Source organism: Streptomyces sp. LX-29 (assembly GCF_029541745.1).
In the GTDB taxonomy this organism is placed as follows: Bacteria; Actinomycetota; Actinomycetes; order Streptomycetales; family Streptomycetaceae; genus Streptomyces.
The window spans coordinates 3162456-3179302 of sequence record NZ_CP089746.1 but is presented as its reverse complement, the minus strand read 5'-3'; the positions used below and the strand labels follow the sequence as shown (position 1 = coordinate 3179302).

Annotated in this window: 28 protein-coding genes; 27 read left to right on the top strand and 1 reads right to left on the bottom strand. The window is 67.6% G+C overall.

The window, feature by feature from the left end; translation table 11 throughout:
* Positions 1 to 149: 149 nt before the first annotated feature.
* Positions 150 to 2297, bottom strand: coding sequence for a PIG-L family deacetylase (locus tag LRS74_RS13570; protein WP_277741245.1), 2148 nt, complete (start codon positions 2295 to 2297; stop codon positions 150 to 152).
* Positions 2298 to 2808: 511 nt separating this feature from the next.
* Here LRS74_RS13570 and rpsJ point away from each other — a divergent pair.
* The 27 genes from rpsJ to rpsM all read left to right on the top strand — a co-directional run bounded on the left by rpsJ (position 2809) and on the right by rpsM (position 16838).
* Entirely contained in the window at positions 2809 to 3117 is a 309-nt protein-coding gene (gene rpsJ / locus LRS74_RS13565; RefSeq protein ID WP_003948644.1) for a 30S ribosomal protein S10, read from the top strand.
* Between the two features lie 13 nt (positions 3118 to 3130).
* Positions 3131 to 3775, top strand: coding sequence for a 50S ribosomal protein L3 (rplC, locus tag LRS74_RS13560; RefSeq protein WP_144380934.1), 645 nt, complete (start codon positions 3131 to 3133; stop codon positions 3773 to 3775).
* A gap of 8 nt (positions 3776 to 3783) precedes the next feature.
* Positions 3784 to 4434, top strand: coding sequence for a 50S ribosomal protein L4 (rplD, locus tag LRS74_RS13555; protein WP_277741244.1), 651 nt, complete (start codon positions 3784 to 3786; stop codon positions 4432 to 4434).
* Positions 4434 to 4757 carry a 50S ribosomal protein L23 gene (gene rplW, locus LRS74_RS13550; RefSeq protein ID WP_144380938.1) on the top strand — a complete coding sequence of 108 codons (324 nt, stop codon included), beginning with the start codon at positions 4434 to 4436 and terminating at the stop codon, positions 4755 to 4757. Before rplD ends, rplW begins: the two co-directional genes overlap by 1 nt.
* Before the next feature lie 41 nt (positions 4758 to 4798).
* Positions 4799 to 5635, top strand: coding sequence for a 50S ribosomal protein L2 (rplB, locus tag LRS74_RS13545; protein ID WP_144380940.1), 837 nt, complete (start codon positions 4799 to 4801; stop codon positions 5633 to 5635).
* Positions 5636 to 5647: 12 nt separating this feature from the next.
* Positions 5648 to 5929, top strand: a complete 282-nt coding sequence (gene rpsS, locus LRS74_RS13540; protein ID WP_014054167.1) for a 30S ribosomal protein S19 — start codon at positions 5648 to 5650, stop codon at positions 5927 to 5929.
* Between the two features lie 44 nt (positions 5930 to 5973).
* The gene (gene rplV / locus LRS74_RS13535) at positions 5974 to 6321 is read left to right on the top strand and encodes a 50S ribosomal protein L22 (protein WP_043264895.1); all 348 of its coding nucleotides are present in this window, start codon (positions 5974 to 5976) and stop codon (positions 6319 to 6321) included.
* The gene (rpsC, locus tag LRS74_RS13530) at positions 6321 to 7148 is read left to right on the top strand and encodes a 30S ribosomal protein S3 (protein ID WP_144380941.1); all 828 of its coding nucleotides are present in this window, start codon (positions 6321 to 6323) and stop codon (positions 7146 to 7148) included. The genes rplV and rpsC overlap by 1 nt, the downstream gene beginning before the upstream one ends.
* A gap of 5 nt (positions 7149 to 7153) precedes the next feature.
* On the top strand, positions 7154 to 7573 hold the full coding sequence (gene rplP / locus LRS74_RS13525; protein WP_014178774.1) for a 50S ribosomal protein L16: 420 nt from the start codon (positions 7154 to 7156) through the stop codon (positions 7571 to 7573).
* Positions 7573 to 7797, top strand: a complete 225-nt coding sequence (gene rpmC, locus LRS74_RS13520) for a 50S ribosomal protein L29 (RefSeq protein ID WP_065963002.1) — start codon at positions 7573 to 7575, stop codon at positions 7795 to 7797. The genes rplP and rpmC overlap by 1 nt, the downstream gene beginning before the upstream one ends.
* On the top strand, positions 7797 to 8078 hold the full coding sequence (rpsQ, locus tag LRS74_RS13515; protein WP_144380943.1) for a 30S ribosomal protein S17: 282 nt from the start codon (positions 7797 to 7799) through the stop codon (positions 8076 to 8078). The genes rpmC and rpsQ overlap by 1 nt, the downstream gene beginning before the upstream one ends.
* Positions 8079 to 8178: 100 nt before the next feature.
* On the top strand, positions 8179 to 8547 hold the full coding sequence (gene rplN / locus LRS74_RS13510) for a 50S ribosomal protein L14 (RefSeq protein WP_055718836.1): 369 nt from the start codon (positions 8179 to 8181) through the stop codon (positions 8545 to 8547).
* A gap of 3 nt (positions 8548 to 8550) precedes the next feature.
* On the top strand, positions 8551 to 8874 hold the full coding sequence (gene rplX / locus LRS74_RS13505; RefSeq protein WP_144380945.1) for a 50S ribosomal protein L24: 324 nt from the start codon (positions 8551 to 8553) through the stop codon (positions 8872 to 8874).
* On the top strand, positions 8874 to 9434 hold the full coding sequence (rplE, locus tag LRS74_RS13500; protein WP_144380947.1) for a 50S ribosomal protein L5: 561 nt from the start codon (positions 8874 to 8876) through the stop codon (positions 9432 to 9434). Before rplX ends, rplE begins: the two co-directional genes overlap by 1 nt.
* A 2-nt stretch (positions 9435 to 9436) precedes the next feature.
* Positions 9437 to 9622 (top strand): type Z 30S ribosomal protein S14, encoded by a 186-nt coding sequence (locus tag LRS74_RS13495; RefSeq protein ID WP_003956452.1) that lies wholly within the window; start codon positions 9437 to 9439, stop codon positions 9620 to 9622.
* A gap of 226 nt (positions 9623 to 9848) precedes the next feature.
* Positions 9849 to 10247, top strand: a complete 399-nt coding sequence (gene rpsH / locus LRS74_RS13490) for a 30S ribosomal protein S8 (protein WP_065963010.1) — start codon at positions 9849 to 9851, stop codon at positions 10245 to 10247.
* A gap of 21 nt (positions 10248 to 10268) precedes the next feature.
* Entirely contained in the window at positions 10269 to 10808 is a 540-nt protein-coding gene (gene rplF, locus LRS74_RS13485; RefSeq protein WP_277741242.1) for a 50S ribosomal protein L6, read from the top strand.
* Positions 10809 to 10811: 3 nt separating this feature from the next.
* The gene (gene rplR / locus LRS74_RS13480) at positions 10812 to 11195 is read left to right on the top strand and encodes a 50S ribosomal protein L18 (protein WP_277741241.1); all 384 of its coding nucleotides are present in this window, start codon (positions 10812 to 10814) and stop codon (positions 11193 to 11195) included.
* A 44-nt stretch (positions 11196 to 11239) separates the two neighbouring features.
* Positions 11240 to 11845, top strand: coding sequence for a 30S ribosomal protein S5 (gene rpsE / locus LRS74_RS13475; protein ID WP_277741240.1), 606 nt, complete (start codon positions 11240 to 11242; stop codon positions 11843 to 11845).
* Complete coding sequence (rpmD, locus tag LRS74_RS13470) at positions 11845 to 12027, top strand: 50S ribosomal protein L30 (RefSeq protein WP_041130781.1); 183 nt, start codon at positions 11845 to 11847, stop codon at positions 12025 to 12027. The genes rpsE and rpmD overlap by 1 nt, the downstream gene beginning before the upstream one ends.
* Position 12028: 1 nt before the next feature.
* A complete protein-coding gene (gene rplO / locus LRS74_RS13465) occupies positions 12029 to 12484 on the top strand; it encodes a 50S ribosomal protein L15 (protein ID WP_277741239.1) in 456 nt (151 codons plus the stop codon).
* A gap of 197 nt (positions 12485 to 12681) precedes the next feature.
* On the top strand, positions 12682 to 13995 hold the full coding sequence (secY, locus tag LRS74_RS13460) for a preprotein translocase subunit SecY (RefSeq protein ID WP_277744740.1): 1314 nt from the start codon (positions 12682 to 12684) through the stop codon (positions 13993 to 13995).
* Positions 13995 to 14663: an adenylate kinase gene (locus tag LRS74_RS13455; protein ID WP_277741238.1), complete on the top strand. Its 669-nt coding sequence runs from the start codon at positions 13995 to 13997 to the stop codon at positions 14661 to 14663. Before secY ends, LRS74_RS13455 begins: the two co-directional genes overlap by 1 nt.
* 187 nt (positions 14664 to 14850) lie before the next feature.
* Positions 14851 to 15702, top strand: coding sequence for a type I methionyl aminopeptidase (map, locus tag LRS74_RS13450; RefSeq protein WP_144380958.1), 852 nt, complete (start codon positions 14851 to 14853; stop codon positions 15700 to 15702).
* Positions 15703 to 15907: 205 nt separating this feature from the next.
* The gene (gene infA / locus LRS74_RS13445; protein WP_003956442.1) at positions 15908 to 16129 is read left to right on the top strand and encodes a translation initiation factor IF-1; all 222 of its coding nucleotides are present in this window, start codon (positions 15908 to 15910) and stop codon (positions 16127 to 16129) included.
* A 28-nt stretch (positions 16130 to 16157) separates the two neighbouring features.
* A complete protein-coding gene (rpmJ, locus tag LRS74_RS13440) occupies positions 16158 to 16271 on the top strand; it encodes a 50S ribosomal protein L36 (RefSeq protein ID WP_003956441.1) in 114 nt (37 codons plus the stop codon).
* Between the two features lie 186 nt (positions 16272 to 16457).
* On the top strand, positions 16458 to 16838 hold the full coding sequence (gene rpsM / locus LRS74_RS13435) for a 30S ribosomal protein S13 (protein WP_144380960.1): 381 nt from the start codon (positions 16458 to 16460) through the stop codon (positions 16836 to 16838).
* Positions 16839 to 16847 lie beyond the last annotated feature (9 nt).

The following is a 16847-nucleotide window of genomic DNA, read 5'->3' as shown; positions in this document are numbered from 1 at the left end:
GAGCAGGCGAGCACGGTCGACCGTCGGCAGTCGCTTAAGGCGCCCGGAGGCGAACCGAGCCCTGAAAAGGGGCGCGCAGGCGAGCACGGTCGACTGTCGGCAGTCGCTTAGGGCGCCCGGAGGCGAACCGAGCCCTGAAAAGAACGTGATCAGGCCCGGGAGGTCGCCTGCGGCCGCCAGATCCAGGGTGTGGCCGCCGGGGACATGCCGACCACGGCGACATGGGCCTCGTCGCCCGGGAGCAGTGTCGGGGCGCCGACCGGAACCAGATGGCCGGGGGAGCGCAGTGGGCGGGTGCCGGGCTTGGTGCCGTAGCGCAGCTGCACCTCGCCGTCCATGGCCCGGCTGAGGAGCAGCAGGGTGTCGCGGCCGGCCGCGCGGACGGTGTGCGCGGTGACCGGCCCGTAGCCCTCGAAGAAGCGCAGCGGGGTCTCGCCCGGGTGGTGCGCGGACAGCACCGTGTGCACGGCGGGCTGGGCGGTGGCGGGGGCGCGGTAGATCACGGCGACGGAGCCGTCGGGGGCCAGTGTCGCCCCGGGCTGGTTGCCGGGGCGCGGCAGCCCGGTCAGCGGTCGGGCGAAGACGGGACCGCCGGGGGCGTCCTGGGACCAGTGGTGGACGGTGTCCCGGCCGCCGCCGAAGACGTGGATGCGGCCCTCGCGGTCGACCAGCGCGCTCAGGCCGTCCTGTATCTCGCCGCCGCCCAGGTCCTGCCAGGGGCCCCAGCGGCCGTCGGCCTCCCGGACGCGGGTGGCGATGCCCTTGTCGGCGGTGCGGACGAACAGGTGCACCCGGCCGTCCGGGGTGGCGACGGCGGTGGGCGCGCCGACCCGCCGCCCGCGGGAGGGCAGGAGCTCGGGGGTGCCCAGCGCCCGCCAGGGGCGGAAGGAGCCGCCGGGGGCGCGCTGCTCCAGCACCACGATGTCCCGTCGGTTGGGACCGCCCTGGCCGGCCACGTCCGTGAAGCGCAGCCCGAAGAGCAGCTGTCGTCCCGCGGTGTCCCTGACCACGTGCAGCGCGGGCGCCAGCGGGCCGCCGCCGAGGTTCTCGGGGGCGCCGAAGCGCCCGGTGCCCTTGCCGGTCTCCCGCCAGCGCACGGCCTGGGTGCCCAGCACGCCGTAGGCGATCAGTCGCCCGTCGCGGTCGAGCTGCGGGGCGGGCAGCCCGCCGGGGTAGCGGTGGTGGGTGGAGCGCACCCAGCCCTTGCGGTTGACCAGCGCCCGGTTGCCGCCCTGGCTGTAGTCGCCGCAGCCCGCGGTGTTGCCGCACGGCCAGGTGGGGGAGCCACCGTAGGCGGAGACGATGTGGGCCTTGTTCCGCACGATCTCGATCGGCAGGTTGTGCGGCCAGCGCTGGTTGTAGTACCCGCGGAAGGCGGTGGTGACGAAGCGCGGGGCGCGGCCGTCCCGGCGGGAGGCGTCGGCCACCCACTGGGAGATCGCCTTCCAGGTGAACAGGGCCACCGGGGTGTGGTCGCGGTGGTCGGAGCACCCGGGCTGGTCGTTGTCCCGGGGGTGGGTGGCGTCGTGGATCTGGAAGTCGGGGTCCGGGTCCAGGGTGTGGATCACCGTCGGCCGGAACCGGTCCATCAGCCCGGCGAGCACGTCGACCAGCGCCTCGTGGTCGTAGGTGTCGGACTCCTGGAGCGGGGAGCCGGTGGCGACCAGGGTGTCGGCCTCGGTGCCCGGGACCTCCCACAGGTCGGGGATGCGGACGCCGTTGTCGGACAGCATGGCGATGTTGAGGAAGACCAGCTGGACCTTCTGTCGCCCGTTGGTCAGGACGTTGCTCTCCGCGCGGAGGCCGCCGGGGAGCGTCATCACCGTGCGCCGCCAGCGGGTGAACCGGTCCAGGCCCAGCATCTCGGCGTACGCCTGGCGCAGGCCCTGGTGCCGGGCGGAGGAGTAGCCGGGCTTGTCCGGCTTCGGGATGGGGCCGCCGTAGACCCGGTTGATGCCCTTGGCCTCGCCGGCGGTGACGTAGACGCTGACGAGGGGGGTGCCCGAGCGCAGGATGTGCTGCGCGTCGGGGTTCATGAAGTACAGATCGTCGTCCGGGTGGGCCAGCACCTGGAGCAGGAGGGTGTCGCCGTTGCCGCTGGCGGACCGGAAGGGCTCCGCCGAGTGGGGGTCCACGGACCGCACCGGGGCCGCGGTGGCGGCCTTGCGCCCCTCGGAGCTGCATCCGGCGACCGTGGCCGCGGTCACGGCGGCCAGCGCGCCCAGGGTGCGTCGGCGTGAGAGGGTGTGCCGCGGCGCGGCGTATCGCGGGGAGTCCTCCCCGGAAAGAGCAGCCATCTGGGTGACCCCGTCCCGTCGTGCAGCACTCAGTCCCCGGCTGCTTCAGCGTGATATAGGACGGTCCGGGATCTTCCCAGGTTGCTCTGTGGCGTGATATTGCCGGTCACGAAATGATCAAGCCCGTCATGCTGCGGCGAGTTTGACAACCGCCTTCGCGCGGGTACGGTCTTCGGCCACGATTGGCGCGCCTTCCTGCCCGTATGGCACACTGTCCAGGTTGCTCGGTTGAGTGCCGATGCTGCGCGCCTCCCGCCGGGAGGACTGGAAGCGAGTCCCGCAGTACTCGTCGCCTCTTATCAGGGGCGGAAGTACGGGAATCTTCCGGGAAGTGTCAGCGGGGCCCCAGCCAGGCGCCCGGTGGGTGTTCTTCCCCCACGCCCCCTTCGCAGGGAATCCCCCTTGGGAGATTTGCCGGAAGGGGCGCGACACGCCCGACCGCGTGGGTCGGAGAAGGACGCGAACGCATCGGGTCCCAGAGCGTTACGAGAGACAGGACTACGAAGTAGCCATGGCGGGACAGAAGATCCGCATCCGGCTCAAGGCCTACGACCACGAGGTCATCGACTCCTCGGCGAAGAAGATCGTCGAGACGGTGACCCGCACTGGTGCGTCGGTCGCGGGCCCGGTGCCGCTGCCCACTGAGAAGAACGTGTACTGCGTCATCAAGTCGCCGCACAAGTACAAGGACTCGCGCGAGCACTTCGAGATGCGCACGCACAAGCGCCTCATCGACATCCTCGACCCCACGCCGAAGACGGTTGACTCGCTGATGCGCCTCGACCTGCCGGCGGGCGTCGACATCGAGATCAAGCTCTGAGGTGACGCGCGAGATGGCTAAGCAGATCAAGGGCGTCCTGGGCGAGAAGCTCGGCATGACGCAGGTGTGGGACGAGAACAACCGTGTCGTCCCGGTCACCGTCGTCAAGGCCGGTCCCTGCGTCGTGACCCAGGTCCGCACCAACGACGTGGACGGCTACGACGCCGTCCAGATCGCCTTCGGCGAGATCGACCCGCGCAAGGTGAACAAGCCCCTCAAGGGTCACTTCGCCAAGGCGGACGTCACCCCGCGCCGCCACCTGGTGGAGCTGCGTACCGCTGACGCCAGCGAGTACACGCTCGGCCAGGAGGTCACCGCAGAGGTGTTCGAGTCCGGTGTCAAGGTCGACGTGACCGGCACCAGCAAGGGCAAGGGCACCGCCGGTGTCATGAAGCGCCACGGCTTCGCCGGCCTCGGCGCCGGCCACGGCACCCAGCGCAAGCACCGCTCGCCGGGCTCCATCGGTGGCTGCGCCACCCCGGGCCGCGTGTTCAAGGGCCTGCGCATGGCCGGCCGCATGGGCAATGAGCGGGTCACCACCCAGAACCTGACCGTCCACGCCGTTGACGCGGAGAAGGGCCTGCTGCTCATCAAGGGCGCGGTTCCTGGTCCGAACGGCGGCCTCGTCCTGGTCCGTACCGCGGCCAAGGGGGCCTGAGGTAACCGATGAGCACCATTGACATCCTTTCGCCGGCAGGCGACAAGGCCGGGACCGTCGAGCTCCCCGCTGAGCTCTTCGACGCGCAGGTCAGCGTTCCGCTGATCCACCAGGTCGTTGTCGCGCAGCTGGCCGCTGCCCGCCAGGGCACGCACAAGACCAAGACCCGCGGCGAGGTCCGTGGTGGCGGCAAGAAGCCTTACCGCCAGAAGGGCACCGGTCGCGCCCGTCAGGGTTCGACCCGCGCGCCGCAGTTCGCCGGTGGTGGCGTCGTGCACGGTCCCGTGCCGCGTGACTACTCGCAGCGCACCCCGAAGAAGATGAAGGCCGCCGCCCTCCGCGGTGCCCTCTCCGACCGGGCCCGCCACGACCGTATCCACGTCGTGACCGGCGTCGTTGACGGTTCGGTGTCCACCAAGGCCGCCAAGGCCCTGCTGGGCAAGATCAGCGAGCGCAAGAACGTGCTCCTGGTCGCCGAGCGCTCGGACGAGGTCGCGTGGCTGTCGGCCCGCAACCTGCCCCAGGTTCACATCCTGGAGCCGGGCCAGCTGAACACGTACGACGTGCTCGTCTCCGACGACGTGGTCTTCACCAAGGCCGCCTTCGACACCTTCGTCGCTGGCCCCAAGGCCGCTGTGACCGAAGGGAGCGAGGCCTGATGTCTGAGGCCACGATCACCAGCAAGACCTTCTCGGACCCGCGCGACATCCTGGTCAAGCCGGTCGTCTCCGAGAAGAGCTACGCGCTGCTGGACGAGAACAAGTACACGTTCATCGTCGACCCGCGTGCCAACAAGACCCAGATCAAGCAGGCCGTCGAGACGGTCTTCTCGGTCAAGGTCACCGGGGTGAACACGATCAACCGGCAGGGTAAGCGCAAGCGCACCAAGACCGGTTTCGGCAAGCGCAAGGACACCAAGCGCGCCATCGTGACCCTCGCCGAGGGCGACCGTATCGACATCTTCGGCGGCCCGGTCTCCTAACTAGGAGTCCGTGTCGTCCGGAATCGGACGAGGACTGAGAAATGGGTATCCGCAAGTACAAGCCGACGACTCCGGGCCGTCGTGGCGCCAGCGTCGCCGACTTCGTCGAGATCACGCGGTCCACGCCGGAGAAGTCGCTGGTCCGCCCGCTGCACAGCAAGGGCGGTCGTAACAACGCCGGTCGCGTCACTGTTCGCCACCAGGGTGGCGGTCACAAGCGCGCGTACCGCGTCATCGACTTCCGTCGTCACGACAAGGACGGCGTCCCGGCGAAGGTCGCTCACATCGAGTACGACCCGAACCGCACCGCGCGCATCGCGCTGCTGCACTACGCCGACGGTGAGAAGCGCTACATCATCGCGCCGGCCGGTCTGGTGCAGGGCGCTCGGATCGAGAACGGCCCCGGGGCCGACATCAAGCCGGGCAACAACCTGCCGCTGCGCAACATCCCGGTCGGTACGACCATCCACGCCATCGAGCTGCGTCCCGGCGGCGGTGCCAAGTTCGCCCGCTCCGCCGGTGCGTCCGTGCAGCTGCTGGCGAAGGAGGGCGCCTACGCCCACCTGCGTATGCCGTCCGGTGAGGTCCGCCTGGTCGACGTCCGCTGCCGCGCCACCGTTGGCGAGGTCGGCAACGCCGAGCAGTCGAACATCAACTGGGGCAAGGCCGGCCGTATGCGCTGGAAGGGCGTTCGCCCGACCGTCCGCGGTGTGGTCATGAACCCCGTCGACCACCCGCACGGTGGTGGTGAGGGTAAGACCTCCGGTGGTCGCCACCCGGTCTCGCCCTGGGGCAAGAAGGAAGGACGTACTCGCTCGCCGAAGAAGGCCAGCAACAAGTACATCGTCCGCCGCCGCAAGACGAACAAGAAGCGCTAGGAGCGGGTTTAGATGCCGCGCAGTCTCAAGAAGGGGCCCTTCGTCGACGACCACCTGAGCAAGAAGGTGGATGTCCAGAACGAAGCCGGCACCAAGAACGTCATCAAGACCTGGTCCCGCCGCTCGATGATCGTCCCGGCCATGCTCGGCCACACGATCGCGGTGCACGACGGCCGCAAGCACGTCCCGGTGTTCGTCACCGAGTCGATGGTCGGCCACAAGCTCGGCGAGTTCGCGCCGACCCGCACCTTCCGCGGCCATGAGAAGGACGACCGCAAGTCGCGTCGTCGCTGATCTGCGGAGAGCGAAGACCAATGACTGACACCGAAGGGACAACCATGGAAGCCAGGGCCCAGGCGCGGTACATCCGCGTCACGCCCATGAAGGCCCGCCGCGTGGTGGACCTCATCCGTGGCATGGATGCCACGGAGGCTCAGGCGGTCCTGCGTTTCGCCCCGCAGGCCGCGAGCGTGCCGGTAGGCAAGGTGCTGGACAGCGCCATTGCCAACGCCGCGCACAACTACGACCACACCGACGCCTCCACGCTGTTCATCAGCGAGGCGTACGTCGACGAGGGCCCGACCCTGAAGCGGTTCCGGCCGCGCGCCCAGGGCCGTGCCTACCGGATCCGCAAGCGGACCAGCCACATCACCGTGGTCGTCAGCAGCAAGGAAGGAACCCGGTAATGGGCCAGAAGGTTAACCCGCACGGGTTCCGGCTCGGCATCACCACGGACTTCAAGTCCCGGTGGTACGCCGACAAGCTGTACAAGGACTACGTCAAGGAAGACGTCGCCATCCGTCGGATGATGACGTCCGGCATGGAGCGCGCCGGCATCTCCAAGGTCGAGATCGAGCGCACCCGTGACCGCGTCCGCGTCGACATCCACACCGCCCGGCCGGGCATCGTCATCGGCCGTCGCGGCGCGGAGGCCGACCGTATCCGTGGCGACCTGGAGAAGCTCACCGGCAAGCAGGTCCAGCTGAACATCCTCGAGGTCAAGAACCCCGAGGTCGACGCTCAGCTGGTCGCGCAGGCCGTCGCCGAGCAGCTCTCCTCCCGCGTCTCCTTCCGCCGCGCCATGCGTAAGAGCATGCAGTCGGCCATGAAGGCGGGCGCCAAGGGCATCAAGATCCAGTGTGGTGGTCGTCTCGGCGGCGCCGAGATGTCCCGCTCGGAGTTCTACCGCGAGGGCCGTGTGCCGCTGCACACCCTCCGCGCGAACGTCGAGTACGGCTTCTTCGAGGCCAAGACCACCTTCGGCCGCATCGGCGTCAAGGTGTGGATCTACAAGGGCGACGTGAAGAACATCGCCGAGGTCCGCGCCGAGAACGCCGCCGCCCGCGCCGGCAACCGCCCGTCGCGTGGTGGCAGCGACCGCCCGCAGCGCCGTGGTGGCGAGCGCGGTGGCCGTGGCCGTAAGCCGCAGCAGCAGAACGCCGCCGCCGAGGCCCCCAAGGCCGACGCCGCGTCCGCTGCTCCGGCTGCTGAGAGCACCGGAACGGAGGCCTGACCCCCATGCTGATCCCCCGTAGGGTCAAGCACCGCAAGCAGCACCACCCGAAGCGGTCGGGTATGGCCAAGGGCGGCACGGAGCTGGCGTTCGGCGAGTACGGCATCCAGGCCGTCACCCCGGCGTACGTCACCAACCGGCAGATCGAGGCCGCTCGTATCGCCATGACCCGCCACATCAAGCGTGGCGGCAAGGTCTGGATCAACATCTACCCGGACCGGCCGCTCACGAAGAAGCCGGCCGAGACCCGCATGGGTTCCGGTAAGGGTTCCCCGGAGTGGTGGATCGCGAACGTCAAGCCCGGTCGGGTGATGTTCGAGCTGTCCTACCCGAACGAGAAGACTGCTCGCGAGGCGCTCACCCGCGCCGCGCACAAGCTTCCGATGAAGTGCCGGATCGTTCGGCGCGAGGCAGGTGAGTCGTGATGGCGGCCGGTACCAAGGCGTCCGAGCTGCGCGAGCTGAACAACGAGGACCTCGTTGCCAAGCTTCGTGAGGCCAAGGAGGAGCTGTTCAACCTCCGCTTCCAGGCGGCGACCGGACAGCTCGAGAACCACGGCCGGCTGAAGGCCGTCCGCAAGGACATCGCCCGGATCTACACCCTGATGCGGGAGCGCGAGCTCGGCATCGAGACGGTGGAGAGCGCCTGATGAGCGAGAAGAATGTGACTGAGAAGACCCAGCGCGGTTTCCGCAAGACCCGTGAGGGTCTGGTCGTCAGCGACAAGATGGACAAGACCGTCGTCGTCGCCGTCGAGGACCGCGTCAAGCACGCGCTGTACGGCAAGGTCATCCGCCGTACCAACAAGCTCAAGGCGCACGACGAGCAGAACGCCGCGGGTGTCGGCGACCGCGTCCTCCTCATGGAGACCCGGCCGCTGTCCGCGACGAAGCGCTGGCGCGTCGTCGAGATCCTCGAGAAGGCCAAGTAATTCCTGAAGGCATTCGCCTTCTGGACAGTTCCGCCAGGCTCGGCAGGGGCTTGACACACCAAGCCCCTGCCGGGAACCGGCAGACGATCAGGAGATAGACGTGATCCAGCAGGAGTCGCGACTGCGCGTCGCCGACAACACTGGTGCGAAGGAGATCCTTTGCATCCGTGTTCTCGGCGGTTCCGGTCGCCGCTACGCGGGCATCGGTGACGTCATCGTCGCCACCGTCAAGGACGCGATCCCCGGTGGCAACGTGAAGAAGGGCGACGTCGTCAAGGCCGTCGTCGTGCGCACCGTCAAGGAGCGCCGCCGCCCGGACGGCTCGTACATCCGCTTCGACGAGAACGCGGCCGTCATCCTCAAGAACGATGGCGACCCCCGCGGCACCCGTATCTTCGGCCCCGTGGGCCGTGAGCTGCGCGAGAAGAAGTTCATGAAGATCATCTCGCTCGCGCCGGAGGTGCTGTAACCGATGAAGATCAAGAAGGGCGACCTGGTCCAGGTCATCACCGGTAAGGACAAGGGCAAGCAGGGCAAGGTCATCGAGGCCTACCCCCGCGAGGACCGCGTCCTGGTCGAGGGTGTCAACCGGGTCAAGAAGCACACCAAGGCCGGTCAGACCGCCCGTGGTTCCAAGACCGGCGGCATCATCACGGTCGAGGCCCCGATCCACGTGAGCAATGTTCAGCTCGTGGTGGAGAAGGACGGCAACAAGGTCGTCACCCGCGTCGGGTACCGCTTCGACGAGGACGGCAACAAGATCCGCGTTGCCAAGCGGACCGGTGAGGACATCTGATGACTGCCACCACCAACGCGCCGCGTCTGAAGACGCGCTACCGCGAAGAGATCGCCGGCAAGCTGCGTGAGGAGTTCTCCTACGAGAACGTCATGCAGATCCCGGGCTTGACCAAGATCGTGGTCAACATGGGTGTGGGCGACGCCGCCCGCGACTCCAAGCTGATCGAGGGCGCCATCCGCGACCTCACCACGATCACCGGTCAGAAGCCGGCCGTCACCAAGGCCCGCAAGTCCATCGCGCAGTTCAAGCTGCGTGAGGGCCAGCCGATCGGTGCCCACGTCACCCTCCGCGGTGACCGCATGTGGGAGTTCCTGGACCGCCTGCTGTCGCTCGCGCTGCCGCGCATCCGCGACTTCCGTGGTCTGTCGCCGAAGCAGTTCGACGGCCGGGGCAACTACACCTTCGGTCTCACGGAGCAGGTCATGTTCCACGAGATCGACCAGGACAAGATCGACCGGGTCCGGGGTATGGACATCACCGTGGTGACCACGGCGACCAACGACGACGAGGGCCGGGCCCTGCTGCGTCACCTCGGCTTCCCGTTCAAGGAGAACTGACCGTGGCGAAGAAGGCTCTGATCGCTAAGGCCGCCCGCAAGCCGAAGTTCGGCGTGCGCGCGTACACCCGCTGCCAGCGCTGCGGCCGGCCGCACTCCGTCTACCGCAAGTTCGGCCTCTGCCGCGTGTGCCTTCGTGAGATGGCTCACCGTGGCGAGCTGCCGGGCGTGACCAAGAGCTCCTGGTAACCAGCCCTTTTGGGTTGGTACCGGGCTCTCGGTAAGCAAATGGATGGCGGGCGCTCGTCCTGTATGACCCTGACGCTCACGTAGAGTAGAAGGGTTGGGCGCCCGCCGCCCATGACCGTCTTACTACGCCGTAGGTCCCCGCGCCGCACCCGTCCCGACCGTTTACGTGATCGGGGAGAGGGATGGCGCAGATAGGAAACCCCGGCGAGAGAGGCCGAAGGCCATCATGACCATGACCGATCCGATCGCAGACATGCTCACGCGTCTGCGAAACGCTAACTCGGCGTACCACGACTCCGTCGTGATGCCGCACAGCAAGATCAAGTCGCACATCGCGGAGATCCTCCAGCAGGAGGGCTACATCACCGGCTGGAAGGTCGAGGACGCCGAGGTCGGCAAGAACCTCGTCCTCGAGCTGAAGTTCGGCCCGAACCGCGAGCGCTCGATCGCCGGCATCAAGCGGATCTCGAAGCCGGGCCTGCGGGTCTACGCAAAGTCCACCAACCTGCCGAAGGTCCTCGGCGGCCTGGGCGTGGCGATCATCTCCACGTCCCACGGTCTGCTGACCGACAAGCAGGCATCGAAGAAGGGCGTGGGTGGGGAAGTCCTCGCCTACGTCTGGTAACCCGGGAACGGAGGAATAGCCATGTCGCGTATTGGACGGCTGCCCATCCAGGTTCCCGCTGGTGTGGACGTCACCATCGATGGCCGTACGGTCGCAGTGAAGGGCCCCAAGGGCACCCTCTCGCACACCGTTGCCGCGCCCATCGAGATCGCCAAGGGCGAGGACAACACTCTCGTTGTCACCCGCCCGAACGATGAGCGTCAGAACAAGGCCCTGCACGGCCTGTCCCGCACGCTGGTGGCGAACATGATCACCGGCGTGACCCAGGGGTACAGCAAGGCGCTCGAAATCAGCGGTGTCGGTTACCGCGTCCAGGCGAAGGGCTCCAACCTGGAGTTCGCCCTGGGCTACAGCCACCCGATCGTGGTGGAGGCCCCCGAGGGCATCACCTTCAAGGTGGAGTCCCCGACCAAGCTGAGCGTCGAGGGCATCGACAAGCAGAAGGTCGGCGAGGTCGCCGCGAACATCCGCAAGCTGCGCAAGCCCGACCCGTACAAGGCCAAGGGCGTGAAGTACGCGGGCGAGGTCATCCGCCGCAAGGTCGGAAAGGCTGGTAAGTAAGCCATGGCATACGGTGTGAAGATCGCTAAGGGCGATGCTTACAAGCGTGCTGCCGCCAAGCGTCGCCACATCCGGATCCGCAAGCGGATCTCGGGTTCGGCCGAGCGTCCGCGCCTGGTCGTGACGCGCTCCAACCGGGGCATCACCGCCCAGGTCATCGACGACATCAAGGGCCACACCCTGGCGTCGGCGTCGCACCTGGACGCTTCGATCCGCGGTGGCGAGGGCGACAAGAGCGCCCAGGCCAAGCAGGTCGGTGCCCTGGTCGCCGAGCGTGCCAAGGCCGCCGGCGTCGAGGCCGTCGTGTTCGACCGTGGTGGCAACCAGTACGCCGGGCGCATCGCCGCCCTGGCGGACGCCGCCCGCGAGGCCGGGCTGAAGTTCTAAGCCCCGGTTCCGGAGCTAGCGGACAAACGAGAGAGGTAAATCCAATGGCTGGACCCCAGCGCCGCGGTGGCGGCGCCGGTGGCGGCGAGCGGCGGGACCGGAAGGACCGGCGGGACGGCGGCGCAGCTGCCGAGAAGACCGCTTACGTCGAGCGCGTTGTCGCGATCAACCGCGTCGCCAAGGTTGTGAAGGGTGGTCGTCGCTTCAGCTTCACCGCGCTGGTCGTGGTGGGCGACGGTGACGGCACCGTCGGTGTCGGTTACGGCAAGGCCAAGGAGGTGCCGGCCGCCATCGCCAAGGGTGTTGAGGAGGCCAAGAAGCACTTCTTCAAGGTCCCCCGTATCGGCGGCACCATCCCGCACCCGATCCAGGGCGAGAAGGCCGCGGGCGTCGTCCTGCTCAAGCCGGCTTCCCCCGGTACCGGTGTGATCGCCGGTGGCCCGGTGCGCGCCGTGCTGGAGTGCGCGGGCATCCACGACGTGCTGAGCAAGTCGCTCGGTTCGTCGAACCCGATCAACATCGTGCACGCCACGGTGACCGCGCTTCAGGGCCTTCAGCGCCCCGAGGAGATCGCGGCCCGTCGTGGCCTGCCGCTGGAGGACGTCGCCCCCGCAGCTCTGCTGCGGGCGCGTGCCGGGGTGGGTGCGTAATGGCTCGCCTCAAGGTCACGCAGACGAAGTCCTACATCGGCAGCAAGCAGAACCACCGCGACACCCTGCGTTCGCTCGGCCTGAAGCGGCTGGGCGACGTGGTTGTCAAGGAGGACCGCCCCGAGTTCCGCGGCATGGTGCACACCGTCCGCCACCTCGTGACGGTCGAGGAGGTCGACTGACATGGCGGAGAACAACCCGCTGAAGGTCCACAACCTCCGGCCCGCCCCGGGCGCCAAGACCGCCAAGACCCGTGTCGGTCGTGGTGAGGCGTCCAAGGGTAAGACCGCCGGTCGTGGCACCAAGGGCACCAAGGCCCGCTACCAGGTTCCGCAGCGCTTCGAGGGTGGGCAGATGCCCCTCCACATGCGTCTGCCGAAGCTCAAGGGCTTCAAGAACCCGTTCCGCACCGAGTACCAGGTCGTGAACCTGGACAAGCTGGCCGCGCTCTACCCGCAGGGTGGCGAGGTCACGGTGGCCGACCTGGTCGCCAAGGGTGCGGTTCGTAAGAACCAGCTCGTCAAGGTGCTCGGCACCGGCGAGATCTCCGTGGCGCTGCAGGTGACGGTTGACGCCGTCTCCGGCTCCGCCAAGGAGAAGATCGCCGCCGCCGGCGGCACCGTCACCGAGCTCGTCTGAGCCCGATGCACAATCGGCCGGGGATGCCCCTGAAATGGGGCATCCCCGGTTGGTCGTTCCAAGGGGGGCGCACTCGCCGGTAAGGTGGCGTGCGTTGTTACCTTCCGCGCGGCATGTCCGCGCGGCTGTTTCCGTATTCGTCGACCCTCAAGACCGTCACCTCTCGCGCTATGCACGCGGGGGGCGCAGGAGGCACCGTGCTCACCGCGTTCGCCCGGGCGTTCAAGACACCCGACCTGCGCAAGAAGCTGCTGTTCACGCTGGGCATCATTCTGTTGTACCGGCTCGGGACACACATCCCGGTCCCGGGTGTCGACTACCAGAGCGTTCAGACGTGCATGGACGAGGCCAAGGCCCAGCAGGGTCTGTTCGGCCTGGTGAACATGTTCAGCGGTGGCGCACTGCTGCAGATCACCGTATTCGCGCTCGGCATCATGCCGTACATCACCGCGAGCATCATCCTGCAGCTGCTGACGGTGGTGATCCCGCGCCTCGAAGCCCTCAAGAAGGAGGGCCAGGCCGGTCAGGCGAAGATCACGCAGTACACCCGCTATCTGACCGTGGCGCTCGCCATCCTGCAGGGCACCGGCCTGGTGGCCACCGCCCGCAGCGGCTCGCTCTTCCCGAACTGCAGCGCCCGTGGCGATATCGTCCCGGACCAGGCGATCTTCACCACCATCACGATGGTCATCTGCATGACCGCGGGCACCGCGGTCGTCATGTGGCTCGGTGAGCTGATCACCGACCGCGGCATCGGCAACGGCATGTCGATCCTGATGTTCGTCGCCATCGCCTCCGGCTTCCCGGCCTCCCTGTGGCAGATCAAGCAGTCCGGCAAGATCATGGACGGCTGGCTGGAGTTCGGCCTCGTCATCGCCTGCGGTCTGGCCATGGTCGGCCTGGTGGTCTTCGTCGAGCAGGCGCAGCGCCGCATTCCGGTGCAGTACGCGAAGCGCATGATCGGTCGCCGTTCCTACGGCGGCACCTCGACGTACATCCCGATGAAGGTGAACCAGGCGGGTGTGATTCCCGTCATCTTCGCCTCGTCGCTGCTCTACATTCCGGCGCTGATCGTCCAGTTCAGTAACTCGAACGCGGACTGGGCCGTCTGGATCCAGCGCAACTTCGTCAACGGTGACCACCCGATCTACATCGTCACCTACTTCCTGCTGATCGTCTTCTTCGCCTTCTTCTACGTCGCCATCTCCTTCAACCCCGAAGAAGTTGCTGACAACATGAAGAAGTATGGTGGGTTCATCCCGGGTGTCCGGGCTGGTCGCCCCACCGCGGAGTACCTGAGCTATGTGCTGAACCGCATTACGTGGCCCGGCTCGCTCTACCTGGGCTTGATCGCTCTGGTGCCCACCGTGGCGCTGGTGACGCTCAAAGCAAATCAGAACTTCCCGTTCGGTGGCACCAGCATCCTGATCATCGTGGGTGTGGGTCTCGAAACGGTGAAGCAGATCGAGAGCCAGCTTCAGCAGCGACACTACGAAGGGTTCCTCCGCTGATGCGAATCGTCCTCGTCGGGCCTCCTGGGGCTGGCAAGGGTACGCAGGCCGCGTACCTCGCCAAGAACCTGTCTATCCCGCACATCTCCACGGGCGACCTCTTCCGCGCGAACATCAGCCAGGGCACGCCGCTGGGCCAGAAGGCGCAGGAGTACATGCGTGCCGGCCAGCTGGTGCCGGACGAGGTCACCATCGGCATGGCCAAGGACCGCATGGACCAGTCGGACGCCGCGCACGGCTTCCTGCTGGACGGCTTCCCGCGCAACCTGGCCCAGGCCGAGGCGCTGGACCGGATCCTGGCCGAGAACGAGCAGAAGCTCGACGCCGTCCTGGACCTCGAGGTCCCCGAGGACGAGGTGGTCAAGCGGATCGCCGGTCGTCGGATCTGCCGCAACGACAGCAGCCACGTCTTCCACGTCAGCTACAGCCCGCCGGCCGCGGAGGGCGTCTGCGACGCCTGCGGCGGCGAGCTGTACCAGCGCGATGACGACAGCGAGGACACGGTCCGCAAGCGGCTGGAGGTCTACCACAGCGAGACCGAGCCGATCATCGACTTCTACAAGGCCCAGGGCCTGGTCGTGACCATCTCGGCGCTCGGCAAGGTGGCCGAGGTCACCCAGCGCGCGATGGACGCGCTGCCGGGTGGGGGCTCGAGCAAGGACGCGTAGCCGGCTCCCGTCACCGGGACCGGTCCCGCGATCGGCGTCAGACCTGTGCGTACGGCGGCCGAAGCCCTGAGGGGTTTCGGCCGCCGTATGGTGTGACGGGTCCGTCGTGGCCGTGGGCGGTCGGGTGGCGCAAGATGGATGCAGTCGTCGTACAGACACGTACAGGTAGAGGAAGGCGTCAGCGGTAATGGTCGAGATCAAGACCCCCGAGCAGATCGTGAAGATGCGCGAGGCGGGGCTGGTCGTCGCGGCCATCCACCGGGCCTGCGCGGAGGCGGCGGTGCCGGGCGCCACCACCAAGGACCTGGACGACGTGGCCCGCAAGGTCATCGCCGACCACGGTGCGAAGTCGAACTTCCTGGGGTACGGCGGCTTCCCCGCCACCATCTGCACCTCGGTGAACGAGGTCGTGGTGCACGGCATCCCGGACACCGAGACCGTCCTCAAGGACGGCGACATCATCTCCATCGACGCCGGGGCCATCGTGGACGGCTGGCACGGGGACGCGGCCTTCACCGCCTTCGTGGGCAGCGGTCACGCGCCGGAGCTGGTCGAGCTCAGCCGGGTGACCGAGGAGTCCATGTGGGCGGGCATCGCCGCGGTCCGCAAGGGCAACCGTCTGGTCGACATCTCCCGCGCCATCGAGGGGTACATCCGCCGCCAGCCGCGGCCGGCCGCCGGTGAGCACGGCTCCGGCAAGTTCGGGATCATCGAGGACTACGGCGGGCACGGCATCGGCAGCGAGATGCACATGGATCCGCACCTGCTGAACTACGTCGCCCGCAAGCGCGGCAAGGGCCCCAAGCTGGTGCCCGGCTTCTGCATCGCGATCGAGCCGATGGTCAGCCTCGGCACCGCGAAGACGCATGTGCTCGCCGACGACTGGACCGTCAAGACGGACGACGGCTCCTGGTCCTCGCACTGGGAGCACTCGGTCGCGCTGACCGAGGAGGGCCCGCTGGTGCTCACCGCCGTGGACGGCGGCAAGGCCAAGCTGGCCGAGTACGGCGTCGAGGCCGCGCCCGACCCGCTGGCGTAGCGGCCCGGGGGCGCCGGTCGTGGGGGCGCGCGGCGTCCGCGGCGCAACGATCTTTCACTCTCCGACGGCGTATCGATCATGTCCGCCGGGCAGGCTGCCCCGGATTCGTCTTTCTCTCCGGCCTGACGTAGACTGACACGTCGGCTCACGCATGTCTTTCGGCATGCCGAAAGTCGATCAAGGTAGCCGATCCCGAAAGCAGGACATGGCCAAGAAGCAAGGCGCCATCGAAATCGAGGGCACCGTGATCGAGTCTCTGCCTAACGCGATGTTCAAGGTGGAGCTCCAGAACGGTCACAAGGTCCTCGCGCACATCAGCGGCAAGATGCGCATGCACTACATCCGCATCCTGCCCGATGACCGGGTTGTCGTGGAGCTGTCTCCGTACGACCTCACCCGCGGACGGATCGTCTACCGCTACAAGTAGATCTCACGACCCGGAGAGCCTCAGTCCCATGAAGGTCAAGCCGAGCGTCAAGAAGATCTGCGACAAGTGCAAGGTGATCCGCCGTCACGGTCGGGTCATGGTCATCTGCGACAACCTGCGCCACAAGCAGCGCCAGGGCTGACGCACACCGACCTGCACCTCGCAGTTCATCGCGCGACGCATAGCAAACGTTCATACGCAGAGCCCGCCCGGTCACGCTCAGTGATTGGCGACACCTCCGGCGGGGGCCGGAGACCTGGACCGTACCTCGTACGGCGGCCAGGAGCGGTTCTGCGGAAGACCCCCGAGCACCAACAGGAGCCAGTCAATGGCACGCGTTTCCGGTGTTGACATCCCGCGCGACAAGCGCGTGGAGGTCGCACTCACCTACGTCTTCGGTATCGGCCGCACCCAGTCGCAGGCGACTCTCGCCGCCACTGGTGTGAACCCGAACACCCGCGTTCGTGACCTGTCCGAGGAGGACCTGGTCAAGATCCGCGAGTACGTGGACGCCAACCTCAAGACCGAGGGTGACCTCCGTCGCGAGATCCAGGCCGACATCCGCCGCAAGGTCGAGATCGGCTGCTACCAGGGCCTCCGCCACCGTCGCGGTCTGCCGGTCCACGGTCAGCGCACCAGCACGAACGCTCGTACCCGCAAGGGCCCGCGTCGCGCGATCGCCGGCAAGAAGAAGCCGGGCAAGAAGTAGTCCACAGCG

Bases quoted from the DNA above. Each gene is read 5' to 3' on its own strand.
- LRS74_RS13570 (WP_277741245.1), bottom strand. From the start codon at position 2,297: ATGGCTGCTCTTTCCGGGGAGGACTCCCCGCGATACGCCGCGCCGCGG.
- rpsJ (WP_003948644.1), top strand. From the start codon at position 2,809: ATGGCGGGACAGAAGATCCGCATCCGGCTCAAGGCCTACGACCACGAG.
- rplC (WP_144380934.1), top strand. From the start codon at position 3,131: ATGGCTAAGCAGATCAAGGGCGTCCTGGGCGAGAAGCTCGGCATGACG.
- rplD (WP_277741244.1), top strand. From the start codon at position 3,784: ATGAGCACCATTGACATCCTTTCGCCGGCAGGCGACAAGGCCGGGACC.
- rplW (WP_144380938.1), top strand. From the start codon at position 4,434: ATGTCTGAGGCCACGATCACCAGCAAGACCTTCTCGGACCCGCGCGAC.
- rplB (WP_144380940.1), top strand. From the start codon at position 4,799: ATGGGTATCCGCAAGTACAAGCCGACGACTCCGGGCCGTCGTGGCGCC.
- rpsS (WP_014054167.1), top strand. From the start codon at position 5,648: ATGCCGCGCAGTCTCAAGAAGGGGCCCTTCGTCGACGACCACCTGAGC.
- rplV (WP_043264895.1), top strand. From the start codon at position 5,974: ATGGAAGCCAGGGCCCAGGCGCGGTACATCCGCGTCACGCCCATGAAG.
- rpsC (WP_144380941.1), top strand. From the start codon at position 6,321: ATGGGCCAGAAGGTTAACCCGCACGGGTTCCGGCTCGGCATCACCACG.
- rplP (WP_014178774.1), top strand. From the start codon at position 7,154: ATGCTGATCCCCCGTAGGGTCAAGCACCGCAAGCAGCACCACCCGAAG.
- rpmC (WP_065963002.1), top strand. From the start codon at position 7,573: ATGGCGGCCGGTACCAAGGCGTCCGAGCTGCGCGAGCTGAACAACGAG.
- rpsQ (WP_144380943.1), top strand. From the start codon at position 7,797: ATGAGCGAGAAGAATGTGACTGAGAAGACCCAGCGCGGTTTCCGCAAG.
- rplX (WP_144380945.1), top strand. From the start codon at position 8,551: ATGAAGATCAAGAAGGGCGACCTGGTCCAGGTCATCACCGGTAAGGAC.
- rplE (WP_144380947.1), top strand. From the start codon at position 8,874: ATGACTGCCACCACCAACGCGCCGCGTCTGAAGACGCGCTACCGCGAA.
- rpsH (WP_065963010.1), top strand. From the start codon at position 9,849: ATGACCATGACCGATCCGATCGCAGACATGCTCACGCGTCTGCGAAAC.
- rplF (WP_277741242.1), top strand. From the start codon at position 10,269: ATGTCGCGTATTGGACGGCTGCCCATCCAGGTTCCCGCTGGTGTGGAC.
- rplR (WP_277741241.1), top strand. From the start codon at position 10,812: ATGGCATACGGTGTGAAGATCGCTAAGGGCGATGCTTACAAGCGTGCT.
- rpsE (WP_277741240.1), top strand. From the start codon at position 11,240: ATGGCTGGACCCCAGCGCCGCGGTGGCGGCGCCGGTGGCGGCGAGCGG.
- rpmD (WP_041130781.1), top strand. From the start codon at position 11,845: ATGGCTCGCCTCAAGGTCACGCAGACGAAGTCCTACATCGGCAGCAAG.
- rplO (WP_277741239.1), top strand. From the start codon at position 12,029: ATGGCGGAGAACAACCCGCTGAAGGTCCACAACCTCCGGCCCGCCCCG.
- LRS74_RS13455 (WP_277741238.1), top strand. From the start codon at position 13,995: ATGCGAATCGTCCTCGTCGGGCCTCCTGGGGCTGGCAAGGGTACGCAG.
- map (WP_144380958.1), top strand. From the start codon at position 14,851: ATGGTCGAGATCAAGACCCCCGAGCAGATCGTGAAGATGCGCGAGGCG.
- infA (WP_003956442.1), top strand. From the start codon at position 15,908: ATGGCCAAGAAGCAAGGCGCCATCGAAATCGAGGGCACCGTGATCGAG.
- rpmJ (WP_003956441.1), top strand. From the start codon at position 16,158: ATGAAGGTCAAGCCGAGCGTCAAGAAGATCTGCGACAAGTGCAAGGTG.
- rpsM (WP_144380960.1), top strand. From the start codon at position 16,458: ATGGCACGCGTTTCCGGTGTTGACATCCCGCGCGACAAGCGCGTGGAG.